Below are 24,216 nucleotides of genomic sequence, written 5' to 3'. Positions count from 1 at the left end.
GTCGGCCTCGTCACGCCTTCGCGCGGGCCACGATGGGGAGATGCTCTTCCGTGCCGTCTTCCTGCCCTTCACCGCGACCAGCCGTCGAGACCTGGTCGAGCGGCTGGCGCAGCTCGTGGGCGGGCTCTTCCTCTACGGCGTCGCGCTCGGCTTCATGGTGCGCGGCGGCATCGGCGTCGCGCCCTGGGACGTCCTGTCGCTGGGTGTCGCACGCTGGACGGGACTCGGGTACGGGGTCGTCACGGTGCTGATCTCGATCATCGTCCTGCTGCTGTGGATCCCGCTCCGTCAACGGGTGGGCCTCGGCACCTTGCTCAACGCGCTGCTCATCGGCCCGTTCGCCGATCTCACGCTCCTCGTGCTGCCTGCTCCGCCGTCCGTGTGGGTCGGGGCCCCCATGTTCGTGTTCGGACTCGTGCTGCTGGCATTCGCCACCGGTCTCTACATCGCGGCGGACTTCGGCCCCGGACCGCGCGACGGACTCATGACGGGGCTCGTCCGGGTGACCCGGTGGCCGGTCTGGCTGGCGCGGACGGTCATCGAAGGCTCCGTGCTGCTCGTCGGCTTCCTCCTCGGCGGTCCGGTGGGCGTCGGCACCGTGCTGTTCGCGTTCGGCGTCGGTCCGTTGATCGGCTGGTTCCTCCCGCGGATCGAGCGCCGCCGTCGGCAGCGTTCGCAGCTCCTCGCCGTCCGGGCGAGCGCGCACCTGGGTCCCTGAGCCTGTCGAAGGGTGAGAGCGGACTGCGCATGACGAAGGCCCCCGGGAAGATGATCCCGGGGGCCTTCGTCGCGGATGCGGAAGCGGTCAGTCGACGCCGCCGAGCACGAGCACGGCGTTGTGTCCGCCGAAGCCGAACGAGTTGCTGATGGCGATCTGCGGGCCGTCGCCGAGCGGAGCCGCCTCTCCAGACAGACGGAACGGCACCTCCGGGTCCGGCTCGGTCATGTTGATCGTCGGCGGGGCCACGCGGTCCCGCAGCGCGAGGAGCGAGAAGATCGCCTCCAGCGCGCCGGTCCCGCCCAGGAGGTGTCCGGTGGACGCCTTGGTCGCCGACACCGGGATCTCATCGATCCGGTCGCCGAAGACGTTCTTCAGCGCGACGTACTCGTTGGGGTCGCCGACCGGCGTCGAGGTCGCGTGGGCGTTGATGTGCGTCACCTGGTCGGGGGTGATGCCGGCCTCCTCGAGTGCCTGGACGACGGCACGGGCCGCCCCCTTGCCCTCGGGGTCGTTGCCGGTGATGTGGTAGGCGTCGGCGGTCACTCCACCGCCGAGGACGTAGCCGTAGATCTTCGCGCCGCGGGCCTTGGCGTGCTCCTCTGTCTCGAGGATGAGGGCCGCTGCGCCCTCGCCCATCACGAAGCCGTCGCGGTCGATCGCGCCGGGTCGGGAGGCGTGGGCAGGGTCGTCGTTGCGACGCGACAGCGCCTGCGCGGAGGCGAACGCGGCCATGGTGATCGGGTGGATCGCCGACTCCGTGCCGCCGGCGATGACGACGTCGGCCAGGCCCTCCTGCAGGTGGTGGAAGGCGTGGATGATCGACTCGGTGCTGGAGGCGCAGGCACTGACGACCGTCTGTGCGTAGGCGCGGGCCTCGAACTGCAGCGACAGGTTGCCGGCGGCCGCATTCGGCATCAGCATCGGCACGGTCAGCGGCATGACCCGGCGGGGGCCCTTCTCGCGCAGCGTGTCCCAGGCGTCGAGCAGCGTCCAGAGGCCGCCGATCCCGGTCGCGAAGTCGACGCCGAGGCGCTCGGGAGCGACCTCGGGCGAGCCCGCGTCCGCCCAGGCCTCACGGGCCGCGATGAGGGCGAACTGTGAAGACGGGTCGAGACGCTTCGCCTCGTGGCGGGGCAGCACCTCTTCCGGACGGACGCTCGCGGAGGCGGCGAACGTGACGGGCAGGTCGTACTCCTGCACCCAGTCGTGCTCGATCGTGCGGGCGCCGGAGGCACCGGCGAGAAGGTTGTCCCAGTTCTCCGGGGCCGTCCCGCCGATGGCGGAGGTGGCGCCGATGCCGGTGACGACGATGCGCTTGGTCATGAGGTGTGGTTCCTTGTCGAAACGAGGTCGTGCGGGGGATGGGCAGGGACGGAGGATGCCACTCCTCACCCGGGGCGAGGGTGGCATCCTTCCGGGATTACTCCTGGCCCGCGACGATGAAGTTGACGGCGTCGCCGACGGTCTTCAGGTTCTTGACCTCGTCGTCGGGGATGGTGACGCCGAACTTCTCCTCGGCGTTGACGACGATCGTCATCATCGAGATCGAGTCGATGTCGAGGTCGTCCGTGAACGACTTCTCCAGGGCGACCTCGCTGGCGTTGATGCCGGTCTCGTCGGTGATCAGCTCTGCGAGGCCGGCGAGGACCTCATCGTTGGTGAAAGCCATGGTGGTCTTCCTCTTTCTTGCGGGTTGTATTCGGAACCGTGGAACAGTCTAGGGAAGGTCGACGCGTCTTCAGGGAAGGACGACGACCTGGGCTGCGAAGACGAGGCCGGCGCCGAAGCCGATCTGCAGGGCGAGTCCGCCGGAGAGCTCCGGGTGCTCGGCCATGAGGCGGTGGCTGGCGAGGGGGATCGAGGCGGCCGACGTGTTGCCGGTGGTCTCGATGTCGCGGGCGATGACGGTGGTCTCCGGCAGGCCGAGCTGCTTGGCGAACTCGTCGATGATGCGCATGTTGGCCTGGTGCGGGATGAAGGCGGCGAGGTCGGAGGCCTCGATCCCGGCCTTCTCCAGCGCCTCACGTGCGACCTTCGCCATCTCCCAGACGGCCCAGCGGAAGACCGTCGGGCCCTCCTGGCGGAGCGTCGGCCACGGCACGACGCCGTCGCGGAAATCCGTGAGGGTGGCGTTCATGCCCACGGCGTCTGCTTTCGAGCCGTCGCTGCCCCACACAGCGGGGGCGATGCCCGGCGTCTCGCTGGGGCCGATGAGCGCGGCGCCGGCGCCGTCGCCGAGGAGGAAGGAGATGCTGCGGTCGGTCGGGTCGACGACATCGGAGAGCTTCTCCGTACCGATCACGAGCGCGTGGCGGGCCGCACCCGCCTTGATGAGCGCGTCGGCCTGCGCCACGGCGTAGGCGTAGCCCGCACAGGCCGCGTTGATGTCGTAGGCCGCGGCCGGGTTGGCCCCGACGCGGTCCGCGACGATCGCGGAGACGGACGGCGTCTGCTTCGGGTTGCTGATGGTCGCGACGATCACGAGGTCGACCTGGTCGGCCGGGACGCCCGACTTCTCGATGGCCTCGGCTGCCGCCGCGGTCGCGAGGTCGATGGCGTCGGTGTCCTTGTCGGCCCGCGCCCGCGTGATGATGCCGGTGCGCTGACGGATCCACTCATCGCTGGAGTCGATCGGCCCGATGAGGTCTTCGTTGGGCACCGCGTTCTCGCCGCGAGCCGCGCCGAACGCGTAGATGCGGGTGTAGGCGGGCCCGGCGATCTGGGCGAGGGAGGCGGTCATGCGGCTTCTCCGTTCAGCAGCGCGACGGCGGCTTCGAGGTCTTCGGGGGTCTTCACGGCGACCGTCGGCACGCCGCGCAGGCCGCGCTTGGCGAGACCGACGAGGGCGCCCGCGGGGGCGAGCTCGATCACGCCGGTCACGCCGGCGTCGGCGAACGAAGCCATGCAGAGGTCCCACCGGACGGGGGAGGAGACTTGGTCGACGAGGTAGTCGAGCGCCGTCCTGCCGTCGGTCACGACCGAGCCGTCGCGGTTGGTCCAGAGCGTGATCTCGGGGTCGCCCGGCTGCACATCGGCGACCGCGTCGCGGAGGGTCGAGACGGCGGAGGCCATGTAGTCGGTGTGGAATGCGCCGGCGACCTGGAGCGGCACCACGCGCGTGCCCTTGACTGGCTCCTCGGCGAGAGCCGCCAGGGCCGGAAGGGGACCGGCGACGACGATCTGCCCGCCGCCGTTGAAGTTCGCCGGCGCGAGGCCGAGCTCGGCGAGTCGGGCGAGGAGAGCCTCCTCATCGCCGCCGAGCACCGCGCTCATCCCCGTCGGGGTCTGGGCGGCGGCATCGGCCATCGCCCTCCCGCGGATGCCGACGAGGCGCATGCCCGTCTCGGCGTCCAGCACGCCGCTGCCGACGAGCGCCGCGATCTCCCCGACGGAGTGCCCGGCGATGCCATCCGCGCGGCGACCGGCGGCGGCCACGAGGGCATCACCGGCCACGAGGGAGGCGGCCACGATCAGCGGTTGGGCGACGCGGGTGTCACGGATGGTGTCCGCGTCCGACTCGGTGCCGTGCGCGCGGAGATCGAGCTGTGCGGCCTCGGAGTAGGCGGCGAGACGCTCTTCCACTCCGTCGAGCTCGAGCCAGGGGGCGAGGAATCCGGGGGTCTGCGAGCCCTGTCCAGGGCAGACGACGACAATCACCCACCCAGTCTGCCAACGATCGCGGCAGAACGGTGGATGATCCATCACAAGATTGCGTGAAACCCTTGTGTGTGGCGCACAGATCGCGCGGCTCAGCGCGGAGGGCGACGGAGCGGCGGACGGCGACGCACCTGCTCGGCCGCCCCGATGGAGCCGAGGATGAGCGCGGTCTGCAGGATGAGGGCCTCGCGGGGTCCGGTCGCGTCCCACCCGATGACCTCGCTCACCCGCTTGAGGCGGTAGCGGACGGTGTTCGGATGCACGAAGAGCTCGCGGGCCGTCGCCTCGAGGGACCGGCCGTTGTCGAGATAGCTCCAGAGCGTCGTGACGAGGTCGGTCGAGTGCGCCTGCAGCGGGCGGTAGATGCGCTCGATGAGGGTCTGCTTCGCGAGAGGGTCGCCGGCGAGGGCGCGCTCCGGAAGCAGGTCGTCGGCTTCGACGGGCCGCGGTGCGCTCCGCCACGCGCGGGCCACCGCGAATCCGGCCAGCGCTGCACGCGCGCTCTGGCTGGCATCGACGAGGGCGGCCACCGCCGGCCCCAGCACGACGAACCCCGGGCCGAAGGACGGCTCCAGACGGGCCGCGATCTCCTGGAACCCGAGCTCCTCGTCCTCGCCCTCCTGGCCCTCGACGCGCGCGCGTCCGAGCACGAGCACGAGGCGCGAGCCCTGCACGCCGATGAGGACGTCGACCGCGAGCTTGCGCGCCGTCCGACGCACGAGGTCGACGTCGAACTGCGGGGGTGTGGTGCCGACCAGGACCGCGACCTCTCCATGGCCGTGCCACCCGAGCGCGGCGATCCGGCTGGGCAGCTCCTCGTCGGCCTCGCCCGTGAGGATCGAGTCGACGACGAGCGCCTCGAGCCGCGCGTCCCACAGACCGCGGGCCTCGGCGGCGCGGGCGTAGACGTCGGCGGCGGCGAACGCCACATCCCGCGAGTAGAGCAGGATGGCTTCGCGGAGGTGCTCGCCCTTGCCCGCCACCCGCTCCTCGGTCACCTCGACGGTGACGCGGATGAGCTGGAGCGTCTGCTGCAGACTCACGCTGCGCAGCAGCTCACGGGGAGCGGCGGCGAAGATGTCCGCGGCGATCCACGGGGTGGACGTCGGGTCGTCGTACCACTGGATGAACGACGTGATGCCCGCCTGCGCCACCAGCCCGACCGCGGAGCGGCGGGCTGGTGGCATGTCGGCGTACCAGGGGAGGGTGTCCTCCAGCCGCTTGATGGTCACCGTGGCGATGTCGCCGGAGATCCGGCGCAGCCAGGTGAGCGTGGCGGCCTTGTCCATGCCGGCGGCGGAGGTGGGTGTCACCGAGGGCTCAGCTTTCGCCGCCTGCGTTGCCGCTCGTGCCGGCGTTCACGTCGTGCAGGCGGTACTTCTCGATGGCCTGAGCGGAGAGGCCGCGGTCGACCTTGCCCTCCTCGGCCAGTGCCTGCAGGGTGCGCACGACGATCGACGGGCCGTCGATCTTGAAGAAGCGGCGGGCCGCGGCACGGGTGTCCGAGAAGCCGAAGCCGTCGGCACCGAGGGTGGCGAAGGGGTTCGGGACCCACGGGCGGATCTGGTCCTGCACGGCGTGCATGAAGTCGCTCACTGCGACGACGGGACCTTCGGCGCCCTGGAGCTTCTGCGTGAGGTACGCGGTGCGCGGCTCCTGCTCCGGGTGGAGGAAGTTGTGCTCGTCGGCGGCGAGGCCGTCGCGGCGCAGCTCGGTCCACGAGGTGACCGACCACACGTCGGCGACGACGCCCCAGTCCTTCTTCAGCAGCTCCTGGGCCTCGAGTGCCCACGGCAGACCCACGCCGGAGGCGAAGAGCTGCGCGCGGGGGCCGTCGCCCTCGCCGACGGCGACGCGGTGGATGCCGCGGACGATGCCGTCCACATCCACGTCGGCAGGCTCCGCGGGCTGCACCATCGGCTCGTTGTACACCGTGAGGTAGTACATGACGTTCGGGTCTTCGTGCTGACCGCCGTACATCCGCTCGAGACCGGAACGCATGATGTGCGCGATCTCGTAGCCGTACGCGGGGTCGTAGGAGACCGTCGCCGGGTTGGTCGAGGAGAGCAGGTGCGAGTGCCCGTCGGCGTGCTGGAGGCCTTCACCCGTGAGGGTCGTGCGGCCGGCGGTGGCGCCGATGATGAAGCCGCGGGCCATCTGGTCGCCGGCGGCCCACTGGGCGTCGCCAGTGCGCTGGAACCCGAACATCGAGTAGAAGATGTAGATCGGGATCAGCGGCTCGCCGTGCGTCGCGTAGGACGTACCCGCGGCGGTGAACGCCGCAAGGGCGCCGGCCTCATTGATGCCGACGTGGACGATCTGGCCCTGCGGGCTCTCCTTGTAGGCGAGCAGCAGCTCCCGGTCGACCGACGTGTAGTGCTGGCCGTTGGGGTTGTAGATCTTCGCCGTCGGGAAGTACGCGTCCATGCCGAACGTGCGCGCCTCGTCGGGGATGATCGGCACGATGCGGTGGCCGAACTCCTTCGAGCGCAGCAGGTCCTTCAGGAGGCGGACGAACGCCATGGTCGTGGCGATCTCCTGCGTGCCGGAGCCCTTCTTCGGCAGCGCATACGCGTTCTCCTCGGGGAGGGAGAGGCCGACGTGCGTCGAACGGCGCTCCGGGAGGAAGCCGCCGAGGGCCTTGCGGCGCTCGAGCATGTACTGGATCGTCTCGTCCTGCGGTCCCGGGTTGTAGTACGGGGGCAGGTACGGGTTCTCCTCGAGCTGCGCGTCCGTGATCGGGATGTGCATCGCGTCGCGGAACGTCTTGAGGTTGTCCAGCGTCATCTTCTTCATCTGGTGGGTCGCGTTGCGGCCCTCGAACTGCGGGCCGAGCCCGTAGCCCTTGACGGTCTTCGCGAGGATGACGGTCGGCTTGCCCTTGTGCTCGGTCGCGGCCTTGAACGCGGCGTAGACCTTGCGGTAGTCGTGGCCACCCCGCTTGAGGTTCCAGATGTCGTCGTCGGAGTAGTCCTTGACGAGCGCGGCGGCGCGCTCGTCGCGGCCGAAGAAGTGCTCGCGGATGTAGGCGCCGGACTCGGCCTTGTACGTCTGGTAGTCGCCGTCGGGCGTGACGTTCATGAGGTTGAGCAGTGCGCCCTCGGTGTCACGGGCGAGCAGGTCGTCCCACTCGCGGCCCCAGACCACCTTGATGACGTTCCAGCCGGCGCCGCGGAAGAACGACTCCAGCTCCTGGACGATCTTGCCGTTGCCGCGCACCGGGCCGTCGAGACGCTGCAGGTTGCAGTTCACGACGAAGGTGAGGTTGTCGAGGCCCTCGTTCGCCGCGACCTGGAGCTGTCCGCGGCTCTCGACCTCGTCCATCTCGCCGTCGCCGAGGAACGCCCAGACGTGCGACTGCGAGGTGTCCTTGATGCCGCGGTTCTCGAGGTACTTGTTCGACATCGCCTGGTAGATGGCGTTGATCGGGCCGAGACCCATCGACACCGTCGGGAACTGCCAGTACTCCGGCATGAGGCGCGGGTGCGGGTACGACGGGATGCCGTTCGGCGCATGCGACTTCTCCTGGCGGAAGCCGTCGAGCTGGTCCTCCGTGAGGCGCCCCTCGAGGAAGGAGCGTGCGTAGGTGCCGGGGGAGGCGTGACCCTGGATGAAGATCTGGTCGGCGCCACCGGGGTGGTCCGCCCCCTTGAAGAAGTGGTTGAAGCCCACCTCGTACAGCGCCGCCGAGGAGGCGTAGGTGGAGATGTGACCGCCGACGCCGATGCCGGGGCGCTGGGCACGGTGCACCGTGACGGCGGCGTTCCAGCGGATCCAGGCGCGGTAACGCCGCTCGATCTCCTCGTCACCGGGGAACTCGGGCTCGTTCTCCGGGGCGATGGTGTTGATGTAGTCGGTGGTCGGAACCATCGGCACGTTCAGGTGCAGTTCCTTGGAGCGCTTGAGCAGGCTGAGCATGATCTCGCGCCCGCGGCCGTGGCCCTTGGCGTCCACCAGCTCGTCGAGCGACTGCTGCCACTCACCGGTCTCTTCCGGATCGCTGTCGAGGGGGCCCTGAGAGTACGGATCCTGGTCGTGGACGGTCACGGGGGAACCTTTCGTCAAGCTGGCAGGTCATGCCAAGGAAACGGGAAGCGACACGGGCAGCCTTGTCGGCCGTGCACAACGCGCGCCGACCTCAGCCTATCCCTCTTCCACGACACGGGTGCGCATCCGCACCCGGATAGACTGAGCGCACCAGGGCCTTTAGCTCAGCTGGTAGAGCGCCACGTTTACACCGTGGATGTCGTCGGTTCGATCCCGGCAGGGCCCACCCGTAACGTTTGCAGCGGGGAGCGCAATGACGCGACGCATCGTCATCAGCGGGGCATCAGGCCTCATCGGTTCCGCTCTCGCCGCCTCTCTGCGGGCGGACGGCATCGAGGTGACCACCCTCGTGCGACGTCCCCCGCAGGCGGAGGGCGAGATCGAGTGGGCTCCGGGTGAGGCGTCCCTGGATCCCGACGCACTCGCCGGGGCGGAGGCCGTCGTCGCCCTCGGGGGTGCGAGCGTCGGCCGGCTGCCGTGGACGCGTGGGTACCGCCGCCAGCTCGTCGAATCACGGCTCGACGCGACGAACACGCTCACCACCGCTCTGCGCGCCCTGCGTACCGACGCGCCCGCCTTCCTCTCCGCTTCCGCCGTGGGCTACTACGGATCGGCGCCCGGCGAGGTGCTCACCGAGCACTCCGGCCCGGGGAGTACCTTCCTGGCCGACCTCACCGTGCGCTGGGAGACGGCAGCGCGACGAGCGGAGGACCACACGCGGGTCGCCCTGCTGCGGACGGCACCGGTGATCCACCGCCGGGGTGTGCTGCGGCCCATGATCACGCTGACGAAGCTCGGCGTCGCCGGCCCGCTGGGGCCGGGTACGCAGATCTGGCCGTGGATCTCGTTGGACGACGAGGTGCGTGGCATCCGCCATGTCCTCGAAGAGAAGCTCGCGGGACCCGTCAACCTCACCGGGCCGACCCGGGCGTCCGCGAACGACATCGGTCGCGCGCTCGCGCAGCGGATGCACCGGCCGTTCTGGCTGCCCGCTCCCCGGCGGGCCCTGCGCCTCGCCCTCGGCGATGCCGCCGACTCGTTGCTGCTCCCGGACGCCGACGTGCGCCCCGAGGCGCTGCAGCAGTCCGGCTTCCGATTCACCCATTCCACAGCAGCCGAAGCGGTCGCCGCCGCGATCTGACGAGCCCGCGATTCTCCCGGCGAGACCCCTGCCGTCGCAGCGCTCGCGCTGTCAGGATGGGCGCATGGAGATCATCGAGAACTCGAAGCTCACCGTCGTCGGCGCCGGAAGCGTCGGATCGAGCGTGGCCTATGCGGCTCTGATCCGGGGATCGGCCCGCCACGTCGCCCTGTACGACATCGCGACGGAGAAGGTCGAGGCGGAGGTACTCGACCTCGCGCACGGCACGCAGTTCACCGGCAGCAGCGACATCATCGGCGGCAGCGATATCTCGGTGGCGGCCGGTTCCCACGTCGTGGTCATCACCGCGGGAGCGAAGCAGAACCCGGGGCAGACGCGCACCGAGCTCGCCGGCGTGAACGCCGGCATCATCCGGCGCATGATGCCGGAGCTGCTGTCCGTCGCGCCGAACGCGGTCTATGTCATCGTCACGAACCCGTGCGACGTGCTCACCGTCATCGCTCAGCAGGAGACGGGCCTGCCCCCGGAGCGCATCTTCGCCTCCGGAACGGTCCTCGACACCTCCCGGCTGCGCTGGAAGCTGGGGGAGCGGGCGGGCGTGTCCACGGCCAGCGTGCACGCCCATATCATCGGGGAGCACGGCGACACCGAGTTCCCGCTCTGGTCGCGGGCGACGATCGGCACGGTCCCGATCCTCGACTGGGAGACCCCGGAGCACCCGCGCTTCACCCTGGAGGAGCTGGACGAGATCGCCGTCGACGTCCGGGACGCCGCCTACAAGGTGATCCAGGGGAAGGGCGCCACGAACTACGCGATCGGGCTCTCCAGCGCGCGCATCGTCGAAGCGATCCTCCGAGACGAGCACGCGGTGATGCCCGTGAGCACGGTTCTCCGCGACTTCCACGGGATCGACGGCGTCGCCCTGTCCGTGCCGTCCATCGTCAGCGCCGCCGGGGCCGTGCCGATCCGCACGACGGCGTTCTCGGATCGCGAGCTCGACCTGCTGCGGCAGTCCGCCGACGCGCTCACCGCGGTCGCCGCATCCCTGCAGGAGTGACGGCTGGTGGGGCGGCGGTCCGCCCCACCGGGGTTCACCGGCCGTGCGGATCGGTGCGGTTGAGCATCACGACGACGTCGTCGTAGTCGCCGCGCGCCTCGCCGTAGCGGAGGAACTTCACCCGCTCGACCTGGATCTCGGTCGCGTCCGGCTGGGTCTCGATGAGCGTCATGACCTCGTCGATGAACGCGTCCAGCGGCAGAGCGGCCTCGTTCTCCGCATGCCCGGGCATGAGGTCCGTGCGCACGGCGGGCGGTTCGAGCTCCTGCACGGCGACGGTCGTGCCGGTGAGCTGCAGCCGCAGCGACTCGCTGAGCATGTGGATCGCCGCCTTGCTCGCGTTGTACGTGGGCGTGACCTTCAGGGGTGCGAAGGCGAGACCGGAGGAGACGGTCATGATGGTCGCGGCGGGCTGGGCCCGCAGGTGCTCGATGAAGGCGGCGATGAGACGGATCGGGCCGAGGATGTTCGTCGTGACGGTCTCCTCCGCGGTGGACAGGAAGCCGGCCTGCGTGGTCCAGTCCTCCGTGCGCATGATGCCCGCCATCGTGATCAGCACGTTCAGAGTCGGATGCGCGGCGAGGACCGCGGCCGCGGCCTCGCTGATGCTCGCCGGGTCCGCGGTGTCGACGCGGACGGTGTGGAGCGCGGGATGCGCGGCGGTGATCGCGGCCAGCCGGTCCTCTCGGCGTCCGCCGACGATCACGGTGTTGCCGCGCTCCTGCAGTCGGAGGGCCAGCGCCAGGCCGATCCCGCTCGTCGCGCCGGGGATGAAGATGGTGTTTCCGGTGATGTCCATGACCCCAGCCTCGGTGCTGCACCGGCGCCGTTCCAGAGACGGCTGATCGGGGGATCGGCGGTCCCTGGATCCCGTCCCGTGTCCGGGGGATACTGCACGGATGGATCGCGATGCCCTGGCCGACTTCCTCCTGCGCCGTCGGGAGGCGCTCCGTCCCGCCGATGTGGGTCTGCCTGAGGGGCCGCGTCGACGGACGGCGGGACTGCGGCGGGAGGAGGTCGCGCAGCTGGCGACCATGTCGACGGACTACTACACGCGTCTCGAGCAGCGCCGGGGCCCGCATCCGAGCGCCCAGATCCTCGCCGCCCTCGCCCGTGCGCTGCGGCTGTCCTCGGACGAGCGCGACTACCTCTATCGCCTCAGCGGACTCAGCGCTCCCGATCGGGCGGTGATCACCGACTACGTCCGTCCCGGCATCCTCCGCGTGCTCGACCGTCTGCACGACACCCCGGCGTTCGTGGTCTCGGCACTCGACGAGGTGCTGGTGCAGAACGACGCCTCCCGGGCGCTGATCGGGGACGCGAGCGGGCTGACCGGACTCGACCGGAGCGGCATCCATCGCTGGTTCGCGCGACCGGAGGAGGAACGGCGGCGATATCGGGAGGTCGATCACCCCCGGCAGTCACGGGCGCTGGTGGCGGCGTTGCGTGCAGCGTACGGCACCATGGGAGCGCGGTCACGGGCGGGGGAGATCGTGGCGGATCTGTCGGAGCGGAGCCCCGAGTTCGTGCGGCTCTGGGCGGCCCACGAGGTCGCCCGTCGCTTCGAGCAGCACAAGGTGATCGTCCATCCGGAGCTGGGGGAGATCGAGGTGGACTGCCAGGCGCTGTTCACCGAGGACGAGTCGCAGGCGCTCATCGTTCTCACAGCGCAACCCGGGAGCGAGGCCGCCGGGAAGCTGGAGTTCCTGCGCGTGCTCGGCACGCAGAGCGTCTGAGCCCTCGCGCTCAGGACTCCTCGTGCACGGCGGGATCGCCGTCGAACAGGCGCCCGTCCGCGCGTCCGAGTGCGGTGATCGCGGCGACCTCCGCGTCGTCGAGCACGACGGCGGCGGCCGCGAGGTTCGCCGCCTGGTGATCCGCGGACGACGCCTTCGGGATCGCGACCGTCTCCCTGGCCACGTGCCAGGCGAGGACGGTCTGCGCGGTCGTGATGTCGTGAGCGGCGGCCACCTCGCGGACGACGGCCTCGTCGAGGAGGGCCTGCGCACGCCCCAGCGGGCTCCAGGCCTCGGTGAGGATGCCGTGCTCCCGGTGGTAGGCCAGCTGCTCCTCCTGCGGGAAGTACGGGTGCACCTCGATCTGGTTCACGACCGGCCGGACCCCGGTCTCCCGTTCGATGCGCTCGAGATGCTCGGGGAGGAAGTTCGAGACGCCGATCTGGCGGACGACGCCCCGCGCCTGGGCGTCCACGAGCGCCTCCCACGCCTCGACGTACTCGTCCTGGCTCGGGTTCGGCCAGTGGATGAGGTGCAGATCGGTCGCGTCGAGGCCGAGGCGGGAGCGGCTCTCCTCGATGCTGGCGGTCGCCGTCGCGTGGGCATGGTGCCGTCCGGGGAGCTTCGTCGTCACGATGACCTCGGAGCGGGGGACGCCGGAGGCCGCGACGCCGCGCCCGACGGAGCCCTCGTTCTCATAGTTGAACGCCGAGTCCACGAGGCGGTAGCCCGCACGGAGGGCCTGGGCGACCGCGTCGGCTCCGGCGTCGCCGTTCAGCCGGTACGTGCCGAGACCGAGTGCCGGCAAGGCGAAGCCGTTGTGGGCGCGGAAGGTGGGGACAGCGGTCATCGATGCTCCTGGCGTTGGCGTGCTTCCAGCGTAGGGCGAGTTGGCGCCGCACGGCCCTCCGCGCGATGCTGGCAGGCATGATCCTGATCGTCGCGACCTCATGACGGCGTTCTTCCGCTGCCCCTGCGCTTCGGGGGACGCCTTCGCCGCGTGCTGCGGGCCCCTCCTCGACGGCGCTCCTGCCCCGACTGCCGAGCGGCTGATGCGCTCCCGGTACACCGCGTTCGTGCGGGAAGACGGGGCGTACCTGCTCCGCACCTGGTACCCGGACACGCGACCGGAGAGGATCACCTTCGAGCACGACCTGGAGTGGCGACGCCTGCTGATCGTGGACCGCGTGGCGGGCGGCCCCTTCGACACGGAGGGCGTGGTCGAGTTCGAGGCGTTCTGGCGGCAGGGCGGCACGCGCGGATCGCTGCACGAGCGCAGCCGCTTCGTCCGTGAGGACCGGACGTGGTTCTACGTGGACGGCGACATCCGGTGATACAGCGCTCGGCCTGGCAGCGACTAGATTTGAGAGCGTGAACGCCACCCCGGAGAACCAGCGCACCCTGCTCGACATCGCGGACCTCGACCGGCGCATTGCGCAGGCGGAGCGTGCCCGCACGCAGCCGAGCCAGGCGGGCCGGATCGCCGAGCTCGTCGCCATCCGTCAGGAGCAGCTCCGCGAGCTCACCGTCCTGACCGGCGCCAGGGACGACGCCCGCACCGAGCTCTCGCGGCTGGAGTCCGACGTCGCGCTGGCCGAGCAGCGGCGCGACCGCGACGCCCAGCGCCTCGCGGCGGCCACGAACCCGAAGGAGGCGCAGGCTCTGGAGCACGAGCTCGCCAGCCTCGCCAAGCGTCTGAGCGACCTGGAGGATGCGGAGCTCGACGTCATGGGCCGGGTCGAGGAAGCCGACGCCGCCGTGGCCGCGCAGCAGGCGCTGCTGGATGCGACGACCGCGGAGGGGAGTGCCCTCACCGCGCAGGGCAAGGCCGACGTCGCTGCGGCGACCGAGCTCGGCGCCCAGCTGGCCCGCGACCGGGAGGCGGTCGCCGCCACCGTTCCCGCGCCTCTTCTCGCGGAGTACGATCGCCGCGCCGCGAACAGCGCCGGAGCGGCGCTCCTCACCCGCGGGACCTGCGAAGGCTGCCGCATGATGCTCCCCGGCACCGATCTCAACGAGATCCGTCGCGCGCCCGAGGACGAGGTCGTCTCGTGCCCCGAGTGCGGCTGCATCCTCGTGCGCACCGAGGAGTCGGGACTCTCTTCATGAGCGCATCCGGCCTGCACCGCCCGTGACGGCGCCGGCCTCGGGCCCGGAGCGACGCCTCGCGCTGGTCGGCCTCGGTGCGGGGGAGTACGCCGCGATCGAGCTGGACGAACACGACGAGGAGCAGCAGCGCACGCTCCTACCCGGAGCGGAACTCGCCGACTGGGTGGCCGCGGTCGAAGCCGCCGACGCCCCGCGGTGGATCATCCGCAGCGCGGCCGAGATCTACGCGCTGCTCCTGACCGAAGGCGTGAGGATCACACGCAGCCATGATCTCGTGCTCTGCCACGCGATCCTGCGCGACACGGCCATGGTGTCCACGCCGCTGGCACCCGCCGCGGCGTGGGAGCGCCGCGACCCGGTCGACACCACCCCCTCCCTGTTCGAGGTCCTCGACGAGGAGTCCGGTGAGGACGCGATCGCCGCGGCACTCGAGCAGTACCGCGCGCAGCGGACCGTGATGGCGGAGGCGGCGGACGGGCGCCTGACGCTGCTGTGCGCCGCCGAGTCGGCCGGCGGGCTGATCGCGGAGGAGATGCGCGTCGCGGGGCTCCCGTGGGACGCCGGGGTGCACGATGCGATCCTCACCGAGACCTTGGGGGCTCGTCCCGCATCGGGCGGGCTGCCTCGACGGATGGTGGAGCGCGGCGACGAGGTGCGGGCCCTGCTCGACGACCCCACGCTGCACCTGGACAGCCAGCCGAAGCTGCTGCGGGCGCTGCACCGCGTGGGGGTGTCGGTGGAGTCGACGAGCAAGTGGGAGCTGTCCGCGCACGATCACCCCGTGATCGAACCGCTCCTCGCCTACAAGAAGCTGTCTCGACTGCTCAGCGCGAACGGCTGGACCTGGCTGTCGGAGTGGGTGCAGGACGGTCGTTTCCGCCCGGTGTACATCCCCGGGGGCGTCGTGACCGGACGGTGGGCGTCGGCCGGCGGCGGTGCCCTCCAGCTGCCGCGCAACCTCCGCCCAGCGGTACGCGCGGATCCGGGCTGGGCCCTCGTCGTGGCGGACGTCGCCCAGCTCGAGCCGCGGATGCTCGCGGCCATGGCGGCCGACGAGGCGATGGCAGCCGCGGCGCGCGGCGGGGACCTCTACGCGGGGGTCGTCGCGTCGGGTGCCGTCGCGACCCGCGAGGAGGCGAAGTACGCGGTGCTTGGTGCGATGTACGGCGCCACCAGCGGCGACAGCGGGCGACTCGTTCCCCGGCTGCGGAAGGTCTATCCCCGCGCCATGGCGCTCGTCGACGACGCGGCGCGTGTCGGGGAGGACGGCGGCATCGTCTCGACCTGGCTCGGTCGCTCCTCGCCGCGTCCGTCCACGGAGTGGATGCGGCTGCAGGCCGATGCCACGGGCGCCGACGCCGACCCCGCCGTCGTCTCCCTCGCCCGCCGCCGCGCGCGGGAGTGGGGGCGCTTCACCCGGAACTTCGTCGTCCAAGGCACCGCGGCGGAGTGGTCGCTCATCTGGCTCGCCGAGATCCGTCACCGTCTGGCACAGCTCCCCGAGGTCTTCGGTGCCGCCGAGGCATCGGGGCCGTTCGCCCGGGAGCCGCACCTGGCGTTCTTCCTGCACGACGAGGTCATCCTGCACACGCCGCAGGAGCACGCGGAGGCTGCGGCCGAGGCGGTGCGCGATGCCGCTGCCGTCGCCACCACCCGCCTGTTCGGCACCTTCCCGATCGACGTTCCGCTCGACCTGCGCATCGCGGACTCCGCAGAGAAGTGAGGCCCCGTAGACTGGAGGAGCGAATGGGTCGACTGGACGGTCGCGTGGCGGGCAACCGCACCGAGGAACGTCCGGGCTCCACAGGGCAGGGCGGTGGGTAACACCCACCCGGAGTGATCCGCGAGACAGTGCCACAGAGAGCAGACCGCCCCGCGAGGGGTAAGGGTGAAAGGGTGGTGTAAGAGACCACCGGGGGCCGTGGTGACACGGCCCGCCAGGTAAACCTCGCCCGGAGCAAGGTCAGACAGAGGATGATGACGCGGCCCGCCGAGTCCTCGGGTAGACCGCTGGAGCGGCACGGCAACGTGTCGCCGAGAGAGATGGCCGTCGAAGGGGCGAAGAACCCCGGAACAGAACCCGGCGTACAGGTCGGCCCATTCGCCTCGAACGCCGAAGGCCCCGATGACTCCCGTCATCGGGGCCTTCCCCGTTGGGTCGCTGAGCCTGTCGAAGGGTCAGTCGCCGGCGAGCGAGGCTGCGCCGATGATGCCCGAGTTGTTGCGGTGGATCGCCGGGACGATCGGCGTCTTCAGATCGAGCAGGGGAAGGAAGTCGCCCGCGTTCTTCGACACACCGCCCCCGACCACGAACAGGTCGGGGCTGAACAGGAACTCGATGTGCGAGTAGAACGCCTGCAGGCGCTCGGCCCATTCCGCCCAGCTCAGGCCCTCGCGCTCGCGTGCCGAGGTAGCCGCATAGGTCTCGACGGACTCGTACTCGCGGAAGTTCAGGTGGCCGAGCTCCGTGTTCGGCAGCAGCACGCCGTCGTACAGGAACGCGGAGCCGATCCCGGTGCCGAGCGTGGTCAGGAGCGTGAAGCCGAGCACATCGCGGGCGGCTCCGTGGCGTGCCTCCGCGACGCCGGCGGCGTCGGCGTCGTTCACGAAGACGATGTTGCGGCCGAGGCCGTCGCGGAAGAAGCGCTCGGCGTCGAAGTCGATCCACTCCTTCGAGACGTTGGCCGCGGAGAGCGTCTTGCCGCGCTTGACGATCGCGGGGAACGCCACGCCGAGCGGCAGGGTCGACTCATGCACGTCGAGCGTCTTCAGGACGGTCTGCACTGCGACGAGGACGTCTTCCGGTGCCGCACCGGCCGGAGTGGGCACGCGCACCCGATCCGAGGCCATGGTGCCGTGCTCGAGGTCGACGATTCCCGCTTTGATGCCCGTGCCGCCGATGTCGACGCCGATCGCTTTTGCCATGGCCGATAGCTTAGCGACCACGGTGCACGCCAGTAGGATCGATGACATCACCCCAACCGCTCGCGGGAAGAAGGAGCAGCCATGACCGACGGCGATCACAAGTACTGGTACAACTCCGTCACGGGCGAGGTCGAGTTCGGCATGCTGTCGCCGTCCATCGATCGCATCGGTCCGTTCGACACCGAGGCCGAGGCGCGCCGTGCCCCCGAGGTGCTCAAGGAGCGGTCGCGCGCCTGGGCCGAGGAAGAGGCCGCGGAGCAGGGCTGGGACGCGAAGCCGTCCAGTGGCTTCGGTGCGGAGAAGGGCCAGGGCGCAGAGTAGCCATGGACAAGCAGAGGGACTTCGTCCTCCGGACGATCGAGGAGCGCGGCGTCAAGTTCGTGCGCCTGTGGTTCACCGACGTGATCGGCACGCTCAAGTCCGTCGCCATCGCGCCGGCCGAGGTCGAGGGCGCCTTCGCCGAGGGCATCGGGTTCGACGGCTCCGCGATCGAGGGGCTGACCCGCACGTACGAGTCCGATCTGCTCGCCCAGCCCGACCCGACGACCTTCCAGACGCTGCCGTGGCGCGGGGAGATCGACCCGACCGCCCGCATGTTCTGCGATCTCACCACGCCGGACGGACAGCCCGCGGTGGCCGATCCCCGTCACGTACTGAAGCGGACGCTCGCGAAGGCCGCCGATGCGGGCTTCACGTTCTACACGCACCCGGAGATCGAGTTCTACCTGCTCAAGTCGTCGTCGTTCGGTCCTGAGGGACCCGTCCCCGTCGACTCCGCCGGCTACTTCGACAACGTGCCCGGGGGCACGGCGCACGACTTCCGTCGCCGTTCGGTCCGCATGCTGGAAGACCTCGGCATCTCCGTGGAGTTCAGCCACCACGAAGGCGGCCCCGGCCAGAACGAGATCGACCTGCGCTACGCCGACGCCCTCACCACCGCGGACAACGTGATGACCTTCCGCACGGTCATCAAGGAGGTCGCGATCGAGCAGGGCGTGTACGCCACGTTCATGCCGAAGCCGCTCAGCGGCCAGCCCGGCAGCGGCATGCACACGCACATGTCGCTGTTCGAGGGCGATCAGAACGCCTTCTACGAGGAGGGTGCGAAGTACCAGCTCTCCAAGACCGGACGTCACTTCATCGCGGGTCTGCTCAAGCACGCCAACGAGATCTCCGCCGTGACGAACCAGTTCGTGAACTCGTACAAGAGGCTCTGGGGCGGCGACGAGGCGCCGAGCTTCATCACGTGGGGCCACAACAACCGCTCCGCCCTGGTCCGCGTCCCGATGTACAAGCCCAACAAGGGGCAATCGTCGCGCGTCGAGTACCGCGCGCTCGATTCCGCGGCGAACCCCTACCTGGCCTACGCGCTCATGCTCGCCGCCGGTCTCAAGGGCATCGAGGAGGGGTACGAGCTCCCGCCGGAGGCGGAGGACAACGTCTGGGCGCTCAGCGACGCCGAGCGCCGGGCGCTGGGGTATTCCGCGCTTCCTGCCAGCCTCGACCACGCCCTGGAGTACATGGAAGCCTCCGAGCTCGTCGCGGAGACGCTGGGGGAGCAGGTGTTCAACTACGTGCTGCTCAACAAGCGCAAGGAGTGGGAGGCGTACCGCGGCCAGGTCACGCCGCTGGAGCTGAAGAACAACCTCGAGCTCCTCTGAGCGCGGCATGGCTCGCCCCGACGCCTCCGTCTCTCTCTCGGCCCTCGCCCGGCTCGGATTCGCCGAGCTGAGCGAGGCCGCGGCGGCGCTGGCGGAGCTCGAGAGCCTGCTCGGCGTGCCGCGCGCCATGCTGCTCGAGGCGGCCGTCGCCGCGGATCCGGATGCGGCGGTCCGCGGGATGCTGCGGGTCGCTCGACGAGACCCGTCCCCGCTGCGAGCGCTCGTCGGCGACGAGGAGACGCGCCGGCGCGTCTGGCGCGTCTTCGGTGCCTCCGTGGGACTGGCGGAGTTCTTCCTGCGGCATCCCGACGAGCTGGACGTGCTGGCGGCAGCGGTCGACGTGCTCCCCGCGGCGGACGTGTGGCGTGATCGGCTCCTCGCTGCGGTCGGAGCGCAGGACGGGTTCGCCGACTCGGCGGAGGACGGGACGATCGTCGCGCTCCGCGTCGCGTATCGGCGGAACCTCGCGGAGATCGCCGCCTTCGACCTCGGTCACCCGCGCCCCGAAGAAGTCGTCGCCGCGGTCGCCGCTTCCCTCGCGGATCTCGCCGGAGCAGCCCTCGAGGCCTCGCTCGCGATCGCCCGCACCCGCCAGGCGCCGTCCGCCGGTCGCGATGCCGTCGCTGCCACCCAGCTGGCCGTGATCGGCATGGGGAAGGCCGGCGCGCGGGAGCTCAACTACGTCAGCGACGTCGATGTGATCTTCGTCGGCGGCACCACGGACGAGGAGGTGCTGTCCGAGCCGCAGGCGATCGACATCGCCACGCGTCTGGCCAGGGACACCATGCGCCACCTCAGCGCCATCGAGGTCGAGCCGCCGCTCTGGGAGGTCGACGCGGCGCTGCGCCCGGAAGGCAAGCAGGGCGCGCTCGTGCGTTCCCTCGCCTCACACGTCGCGTACTACGACCGGTGGGCGAAGAGCTGGGAGTTCCAGGCTCTGTTGAAGGCTCGTCCGCTGGCCGGGGATCCCGACCTGGGCGCCGCCTACATCGCCGCGGTGCAGCCGCGCGTGTGGTCGAGTGCCGCCAGGGAGGAGTTCGTCGAGAGCGTCCAGCGCATGCGCGAGCGGGTCATGGAGCACATCGACCCGGAGGACGCCCCGTACCAGCTCAAGCTCGGCGCGGGCGGGCTACGCGACATCGAGTTCACGGTGCAGCTCCTGCAGCTCGTCCACGGTCTCACCGACGAGTCGCTGCGCACGCGTGGCACGCTGGAGAGCCTGGACGCCCTGGTCGCCGGCGGCTACATCGGTCGGGCGGATGCGGGCACCTTCGCGGACGACTATCGGGTGCTGCGGCTCATGGAGCACCGTCTGCAGCTGCGCGACCTCAGCCGCACCCACCTCATGCCCGAGACGCCGGCCGGCCTGCGCATCCTGGCGCGCAGCACGAAGCTGGCGGAGACCGGGGAGGGCGTCTGGGCGCGGTGGGAGAGCGTCCGTCGCGAGGTGCGCGACATCCATACCCGCCTCTTCTACCGCCCGCTGCTGAGCGCCGTGGCCGGACTGCCCGAGGAGGAGCGCACCCTCTCCGCGGAGCAGGCTCACGACCGGCTCGCCGCGATCGGGTTCCGCGACCCTGCGGGAGCGCTGCGGCATATCGGCGCGCTGACACGCGGGCTGAGCCGCAAGGCGACGATCCAGCGGCATCTCATGCCCGTCATGGTGCGCTGGTTCGCGGACGGCAGCGACCCCGACTACGGTCTCCTCGCGTTCCGCCGCATCAGCGAACGGCTGGGGGACACCTCGTGGTTCCTGCGCATGCTGCGGGACTCGTCCGGCGCCGCGGAGAGCCTCACCCGACTGCTGTCGTCCTCGCGGTACATCGGCGAGCTGCTGGAGTGGATCCCGGAGTCGGTGGCGTGGCTGGACAGCGCTGAGCGGCTGCGTCCGCGGAGCGCGCAGGCGCTCGACGACGAGGCCCGAGCGATCCAGACGCGCCATGAGACGGTCGCCGATGCGCTGCGAGCCGTGCGGGCCCTGCGGCGTCGCGAGCTCCTGCGCACCGCGATGGCGGCCGTCCTCGACGTCGTCACCATCGAGGAGGTGGCCACCGCGCTCACCGACATCACGGATGCGACGATCCAGGCCGGCCTCCGCGCCGTCCTCCGCGAGGTCGTGCCGCCCGAGGACGCAGCGCTCGACTTCGCGGTCATCGGCATGGGGAGGTTCGGCGGTGCCGAGCTCGGCTTCGGGTCCGATGCCGACGTCTTGTACGTGTACGACGCGAACGGCGTGGACCCGGGCCGAGCAGAGAAGCTCGCGACGAGGATCGTGGCGGGACTCCGTGAACACCTCACCGATCATCGCCTGCCTCTCGACCTCGACGCGGGTCTGCGGCCGGAGGGGCGCAACGGTCCGATCGTGCGGTCGCTCGACGCCTACGCGGCCTACTACCGCCGCTGGTCGCTGTCGTGGGAGGCCCAGGCGCTGCTGCGGGCGCGCGGTGTCGCCGGGAGCACGAAGCTCATCGGGCGGTTCATGGAGCTCGCGGACAGCATCCGGTATCCCGAGACGGTCGACCTCCAGGGTCTCCGGGAGATCAAGCGGATCAAGGCGCGCGTGGAGGGGGAGCGGCTGCCGCAGGGCACGGACCCGCGTCGTCATCTCAAGCTCGGGCCGGGGACACTCAGCGACGTGGAGTGGCTCGTGCAGCTCCTCCAGCTTCAGCACGCGACCGACGTGCCGGGCCTCCGCACGACATCCACGCTGCGGGCGCTGGACGCCACGGTCGAGGCCGGGCTCGTCGAGGAGGACGACGCCGAGCGCTTGCGGGCGGCCTGGCTGCTGTCGAGCCGTCTCCGTTCGGGCATCACCCTGCTCACGGGGCAGACGAGCGACGTCCTGCCTGCCGACCGCCGTCAGCTGGATGCCCTGGCCCGTCTGCTGGGCTATCCGCCCCGGTCGGCGACACCGCTCGAGGAGGACTACCTGGCGGTCACGCGGCGCGCGCGACGGACCTTCGAGCAGCTCTTCTACGGCTAGACGGCCGGTCGAGTTGCACGATCGTCCTCCGTCGCTCAGAGTGAGCGTATGACCTCTCCTCGCATCGGCGTGATCTGGAACCCGACGAAGTCCGACCGGGATGTCCTCGAGGAGGCCGTCACCCTCGCGTTCGGCGAGGAAGCGGATGTGCGCTGGGGGGAGACCACCCCGGACGACCCCGGTCGCGGCGTCGCCGCGAAGGTCGTGGAGGAAGGCTGCGCTCTCGTCATCGCGGTCGGCGGCGACGGCACGATCCGCGCCGTCGCCGAAGCTCTGGTCGGCACCGATGTCGCCCTCGGGATCGTGCCGCAGGGCACCGGCAATCTCCTGGCGCGCAACCTCGGCGTGCCGCTCGAGGGCGTGCTGCCGGCGCTCGAGCACATCCGCGACTCGGAGCCCCACCGCATCGACCTCGGCTGGGTGGAGTTCGACGGCGAGGAGCACGCCTTCTCCGTCATGGTCGGCTTCGGGGTCGATGCGCAGATGCTCGTGGAGACCAACGACGACCTCAAGGATCGCGCCGGCTGGCTCGCGTACGTGGAGGCGATGGGGCGAGCACTCGCCGGTACCGAGATGACGGACATCACGCTGCAGCTTGACGACCACGAGCCGGAGGAGGTGCGCGGGCACACGCTGCTCGTCGGCAACTGCGGCATGCTCCAGGGCGGCATCCGGCTGCTTCCGGACGCCGTTCTCGACGACGGCCTCCTGGACATGCTGCTCATCAGCTCCGACGGCGCGCTGCAGTGGCTCGACACCGTCCGTTCGGTCGTCTGGGACAACGGCATCCGTCGCATGATCGGGAACGTCGATCAGGCGGTCAGCACGGACTCGACCACGCACGTCTCGGCAGAGCGGATCCGCGTACAGCTCGCCGCGCCGCAGATGTTCGAGATCGACGGCGAGGAGGTCGGCGAGATCGACGCCTTCACCGTCCGTGTGCAGCCGGGAGCCGTGCTCGTCCGCTGATCAGGCGACGGTCACCGCGGGCGGCGTCTTCTTCCTGTCCTGATTGGGGAAGACGACCTTCTGCACGATGATGATGATGCTCGCGGCCACCGGAATGGCGACGAGCGCCCCCAGGATCCCGCCGAGCGCGCCGCCGGCCACGGCGGCGATGACGACCAGCGCGCCCGGGACGTCGACGGCCTTGTTCATGATCCGCGGAGAGAGCACGTACGCCTCGATCTGCATGTAGATCAGGTAGTAGATGATCGCGATCAGCGCGGTCGTCGGCGAGACGAACAGGCAGATGAGCGAGATGACGATCGACGCCGAAAGCGTGCCGACGAGCGGGATCATCGAGCCGATGAAGGCGATCAGTGCGAGCAGCGCCGGCACCGGCGCTCCGATGATGGTCAGGAAGATGAGGCTCAGGATGCCGTTGGTGAGCGCGAGACTCGCCTGACCGATGACGTAGCGACCGACGGCACTCGAGACGTCCTCCAGGAGCTCGCTGAACGTGTCGCGCTGGTACGCCGGGACGAACCGGGCAGCCACCCGCTTCATGCTGCGCAGCGACGCCATGAAGTACAGCGTGAGGATGACCACGATCGTGATGCCTGTCAGGCCGCCGGCGATCCCGGCGCCGACGGCGAAGACACCGCCGCCGATGTCGAGGAAGTTGTCCGGGTTCTGCACGAAGCCGAGCACGCCATCCACTGCGTCCTTGATCGTGCCGCCGAACTGTCCGCTGACGTCCTGGAACCAGGCGCTGTTCGTGAAGTCCTTGATCATCTTCGGACCGTCTTTGATCAGGTTCCCGATCTGCTCCACGAGGGTGGGGACGATGGCGAGGATGATCCCGGCGAAGGCGAGGAGGACGCCGATCACGACCACGGCGACCGCCGCCGGGCGGGGGAGCTTGCGCTCGATGAACCGCACGATCGGATCGAGGCCGAGCGCCAGGAAGAGCGCGACGCCGATGTAGACCAGCACGGTGGCGAGCTGGCCGACGATGCCGCCGATCATGAGCGCGACGAGCACCCCGAGGGCACCGAGGAGACCGAACATGAACGGGTTTGCCCTGGCGCCGGCGACCACGCTCGACGGCGACCGTCGCTGTGCGGACACGCTGGGTGCCGGATCCGGCGGTGCGATCAACTTCCTGCGACGCATGGTCCCCTCCCTCTGCCGATACTCGACACTCGATCATCCTCCACGCGGTCCCGTGCGCTGCTCAGCGACACCCGCCGGCTCGGCGGGCGTCAGGTGCGTC

Annotated in this window: 21 protein-coding genes, 1 tRNA gene and 1 other RNA gene; 13 read left to right on the top strand and 10 right to left on the bottom strand. The window is 70.4% G+C overall.

From position 1 onward, the window contains the following. Positions 1–40 precede the first annotated feature (40 nt). On the top strand, positions 41–718 hold the full coding sequence (locus B2W79_RS13390; RefSeq protein ID WP_292790209.1) for a YczE/YyaS/YitT family protein: 678 nt from the start codon (positions 41–43) through the stop codon (positions 716–718). Between the two features lie 87 nt (positions 719–805). On the opposite strand, the gene B2W79_RS13385 is transcribed toward B2W79_RS13390, so the two are convergent. The 6 genes from B2W79_RS13385 to aceE all read right to left on the bottom strand — a co-directional run bounded on the left by B2W79_RS13385 (position 806) and on the right by aceE (position 8,425). Beyond that, positions 806–2,044: a beta-ketoacyl-[acyl-carrier-protein] synthase family protein gene (locus B2W79_RS13385; RefSeq protein ID WP_060921840.1), complete on the bottom strand. Its 1,239-nt coding sequence runs from the start codon at positions 2,042–2,044 to the stop codon at positions 806–808. A 97-nt stretch (positions 2,045–2,141) separates the two neighbouring features. Continuing rightward, on the bottom strand, positions 2,142–2,390 hold the full coding sequence (locus tag B2W79_RS13380; RefSeq protein WP_017202249.1) for an acyl carrier protein: 249 nt from the start codon (positions 2,388–2,390) through the stop codon (positions 2,142–2,144). Between the two features lie 69 nt (positions 2,391–2,459). Beyond that, positions 2,460–3,461 (bottom strand): beta-ketoacyl-ACP synthase III, encoded by a 1,002-nt coding sequence (locus B2W79_RS13375; RefSeq protein WP_292790200.1) that lies wholly within the window; start codon positions 3,459–3,461, stop codon positions 2,460–2,462. Beyond that, positions 3,458–4,378, bottom strand: a complete 921-nt coding sequence (locus B2W79_RS13370) for an ACP S-malonyltransferase (protein ID WP_071329457.1) — start codon at positions 4,376–4,378, stop codon at positions 3,458–3,460. Before B2W79_RS13370 ends, B2W79_RS13375 begins: the two co-directional genes overlap by 4 nt. Positions 4,379–4,470: 92 nt before the next feature. Beyond that, complete coding sequence (locus tag B2W79_RS13365; protein ID WP_025103615.1) at positions 4,471–5,667, bottom strand: PucR family transcriptional regulator; 1,197 nt, start codon at positions 5,665–5,667, stop codon at positions 4,471–4,473. 31 nt (positions 5,668–5,698) lie between these two features. After that, positions 5,699–8,425: a pyruvate dehydrogenase (acetyl-transferring), homodimeric type gene (aceE, locus tag B2W79_RS13360; protein WP_292790198.1), complete on the bottom strand. Its 2,727-nt coding sequence runs from the start codon at positions 8,423–8,425 to the stop codon at positions 5,699–5,701. 153 nt (positions 8,426–8,578) lie between these two features. On the opposite strand from aceE, the gene B2W79_RS13355 reads away from it, so the two are divergent. From B2W79_RS13355 to B2W79_RS13345, 3 genes are all read left to right on the top strand, one after another. Then, positions 8,579–8,651 (top strand) — tRNA-Val (locus B2W79_RS13355). Between the two features lie 27 nt (positions 8,652–8,678). Continuing rightward, entirely contained in the window at positions 8,679–9,566 is an 888-nt protein-coding gene (locus B2W79_RS13350; protein ID WP_292790196.1) for a TIGR01777 family oxidoreductase, read from the top strand. A 64-nt stretch (positions 9,567–9,630) separates the two neighbouring features. Then, positions 9,631–10,584 carry an L-lactate dehydrogenase gene (locus B2W79_RS13345; RefSeq protein ID WP_292790194.1) on the top strand — a complete coding sequence of 318 codons (954 nt, stop codon included), beginning with the start codon at positions 9,631–9,633 and terminating at the stop codon, positions 10,582–10,584. 34 nt (positions 10,585–10,618) lie between these two features. On the opposite strand, the gene B2W79_RS13340 is transcribed toward B2W79_RS13345, so the two are convergent. After that, positions 10,619–11,383, bottom strand: a complete 765-nt coding sequence (locus B2W79_RS13340) for an SDR family oxidoreductase (protein ID WP_292790192.1) — start codon at positions 11,381–11,383, stop codon at positions 10,619–10,621. A 100-nt stretch (positions 11,384–11,483) separates the two neighbouring features. Here B2W79_RS13340 and B2W79_RS13335 point away from each other — a divergent pair, with 100 nt between their 5' ends. After that, positions 11,484–12,320 (top strand): helix-turn-helix transcriptional regulator, encoded by an 837-nt coding sequence (locus B2W79_RS13335; protein ID WP_292790190.1) that lies wholly within the window; start codon positions 11,484–11,486, stop codon positions 12,318–12,320. Positions 12,321–12,330: 10 nt separating this feature from the next. On the opposite strand, the gene B2W79_RS13330 is transcribed toward B2W79_RS13335, so the two are convergent. Further along, positions 12,331–13,170, bottom strand: coding sequence for an aldo/keto reductase (locus B2W79_RS13330; RefSeq protein ID WP_292790188.1), 840 nt, complete (start codon positions 13,168–13,170; stop codon positions 12,331–12,333). Positions 13,171–13,270: 100 nt separating this feature from the next. Here B2W79_RS13330 and B2W79_RS13325 point away from each other — a divergent pair, with 100 nt between their 5' ends. The 4 genes from B2W79_RS13325 (at position 13,271) to rnpB (ending at position 16,533) form a co-directional block, all read left to right on the top strand. Then, on the top strand, positions 13,271–13,654 hold the full coding sequence (locus tag B2W79_RS13325) for a YchJ family protein (RefSeq protein WP_292790186.1): 384 nt from the start codon (positions 13,271–13,273) through the stop codon (positions 13,652–13,654). A gap of 37 nt (positions 13,655–13,691) precedes the next feature. Then, entirely contained in the window at positions 13,692–14,429 is a 738-nt protein-coding gene (locus B2W79_RS13320; RefSeq protein WP_136052457.1) for a zinc ribbon domain-containing protein, read from the top strand. A gap of 22 nt (positions 14,430–14,451) precedes the next feature. Continuing rightward, entirely contained in the window at positions 14,452–16,152 is a 1,701-nt protein-coding gene (locus B2W79_RS13315) for a bifunctional 3'-5' exonuclease/DNA polymerase (protein WP_292790183.1), read from the top strand. A 24-nt stretch (positions 16,153–16,176) separates the two neighbouring features. After that, positions 16,177–16,533, top strand: an RNA gene (rnpB, locus tag B2W79_RS13310) — RNase P RNA component class A. A gap of 74 nt (positions 16,534–16,607) precedes the next feature. On the opposite strand, the gene ppgK is transcribed toward rnpB, so the two are convergent. Further along, on the bottom strand, positions 16,608–17,354 hold the full coding sequence (ppgK, locus tag B2W79_RS13305; RefSeq protein ID WP_136052455.1) for a polyphosphate--glucose phosphotransferase: 747 nt from the start codon (positions 17,352–17,354) through the stop codon (positions 16,608–16,610). 81 nt (positions 17,355–17,435) lie between these two features. Between ppgK and B2W79_RS13300 the strand changes: the two genes are divergently transcribed. Genes B2W79_RS13300 through B2W79_RS13285 form a run of 4 tightly spaced genes read left to right on the top strand, consistent with a single transcriptional unit; the run spans position 17,436 to position 22,967 of the window. Then, complete coding sequence (locus B2W79_RS13300; RefSeq protein WP_025103604.1) at positions 17,436–17,675, top strand: hypothetical protein; 240 nt, start codon at positions 17,436–17,438, stop codon at positions 17,673–17,675. 2 nt (positions 17,676–17,677) lie between these two features. After that, positions 17,678–19,015: a type I glutamate--ammonia ligase gene (glnA, locus tag B2W79_RS13295; RefSeq protein ID WP_071329447.1), complete on the top strand. Its 1,338-nt coding sequence runs from the start codon at positions 17,678–17,680 to the stop codon at positions 19,013–19,015. A gap of 7 nt (positions 19,016–19,022) precedes the next feature. After that, positions 19,023–21,998 carry a bifunctional [glutamine synthetase] adenylyltransferase/[glutamine synthetase]-adenylyl-L-tyrosine phosphorylase gene (locus B2W79_RS13290; RefSeq protein ID WP_292790178.1) on the top strand — a complete coding sequence of 992 codons (2,976 nt, stop codon included), beginning with the start codon at positions 19,023–19,025 and terminating at the stop codon, positions 21,996–21,998. Between the two features lie 48 nt (positions 21,999–22,046). After that, the gene (locus B2W79_RS13285; RefSeq protein WP_292790176.1) at positions 22,047–22,967 is read left to right on the top strand and encodes a diacylglycerol/lipid kinase family protein; all 921 of its coding nucleotides are present in this window, start codon (positions 22,047–22,049) and stop codon (positions 22,965–22,967) included. Here B2W79_RS13285 and B2W79_RS13280 read toward each other — a convergent pair whose 3' ends face one another. Then, complete coding sequence (locus B2W79_RS13280) at positions 22,968–24,116, bottom strand: AI-2E family transporter (RefSeq protein ID WP_292790174.1); 1,149 nt, start codon at positions 24,114–24,116, stop codon at positions 22,968–22,970. Between the last annotated feature and the right edge of the window lie 100 nt (positions 24,117–24,216).

The sequence above is a fragment of the Microbacterium sp. UBA7513 genome (assembly GCF_002478345.1).
Classification (GTDB): Bacteria; Actinomycetota; Actinomycetes; order Actinomycetales; family Microbacteriaceae; genus Microbacterium.
Note: the sequence above shows the minus strand (reverse complement) of the source record. Positions and strands in the feature narration are given on the sequence as shown.

Excerpts from the sequence above, each read along its gene's own strand:
- B2W79_RS13350 (WP_292790196.1), top strand. The coding sequence starts at position 8,679 with ATGACGCGACGCATCGTCATCAGCGGGGCATCAGGCCTCATCGGTTCC.
- B2W79_RS13300 (WP_025103604.1), top strand. The coding sequence starts at position 17,436 with ATGACCGACGGCGATCACAAGTACTGGTACAACTCCGTCACGGGCGAG.
- ppgK (WP_136052455.1), bottom strand. The coding sequence starts at position 17,354 with ATGGCAAAAGCGATCGGCGTCGACATCGGCGGCACGGGCATCAAAGCG.
- B2W79_RS13335 (WP_292790190.1), top strand. The coding sequence starts at position 11,484 with ATGGATCGCGATGCCCTGGCCGACTTCCTCCTGCGCCGTCGGGAGGCG.
- B2W79_RS13340 (WP_292790192.1), bottom strand. The coding sequence starts at position 11,383 with ATGGACATCACCGGAAACACCATCTTCATCCCCGGCGCGACGAGCGGG.
- B2W79_RS13280 (WP_292790174.1), bottom strand. The coding sequence starts at position 24,116 with ATGCGTCGCAGGAAGTTGATCGCACCGCCGGATCCGGCACCCAGCGTG.
- B2W79_RS13290 (WP_292790178.1), top strand. The coding sequence starts at position 19,023 with ATGGCTCGCCCCGACGCCTCCGTCTCTCTCTCGGCCCTCGCCCGGCTC.
- B2W79_RS13375 (WP_292790200.1), bottom strand. The coding sequence starts at position 3,461 with ATGACCGCCTCCCTCGCCCAGATCGCCGGGCCCGCCTACACCCGCATC.
- B2W79_RS13365 (WP_025103615.1), bottom strand. The coding sequence starts at position 5,667 with ATGGACAAGGCCGCCACGCTCACCTGGCTGCGCCGGATCTCCGGCGAC.
- B2W79_RS13345 (WP_292790194.1), top strand. The coding sequence starts at position 9,631 with ATGGAGATCATCGAGAACTCGAAGCTCACCGTCGTCGGCGCCGGAAGC.
- B2W79_RS13385 (WP_060921840.1), bottom strand. The coding sequence starts at position 2,044 with ATGACCAAGCGCATCGTCGTCACCGGCATCGGCGCCACCTCCGCCATC.
- glnA (WP_071329447.1), top strand. The coding sequence starts at position 17,678 with ATGGACAAGCAGAGGGACTTCGTCCTCCGGACGATCGAGGAGCGCGGC.
- B2W79_RS13325 (WP_292790186.1), top strand. The coding sequence starts at position 13,271 with ATGACGGCGTTCTTCCGCTGCCCCTGCGCTTCGGGGGACGCCTTCGCC.
- B2W79_RS13330 (WP_292790188.1), bottom strand. The coding sequence starts at position 13,170 with ATGACCGCTGTCCCCACCTTCCGCGCCCACAACGGCTTCGCCTTGCCG.
- B2W79_RS13390 (WP_292790209.1), top strand. The coding sequence starts at position 41 with ATGCTCTTCCGTGCCGTCTTCCTGCCCTTCACCGCGACCAGCCGTCGA.
- B2W79_RS13285 (WP_292790176.1), top strand. The coding sequence starts at position 22,047 with ATGACCTCTCCTCGCATCGGCGTGATCTGGAACCCGACGAAGTCCGAC.
- B2W79_RS13380 (WP_017202249.1), bottom strand. The coding sequence starts at position 2,390 with ATGGCTTTCACCAACGATGAGGTCCTCGCCGGCCTCGCAGAGCTGATC.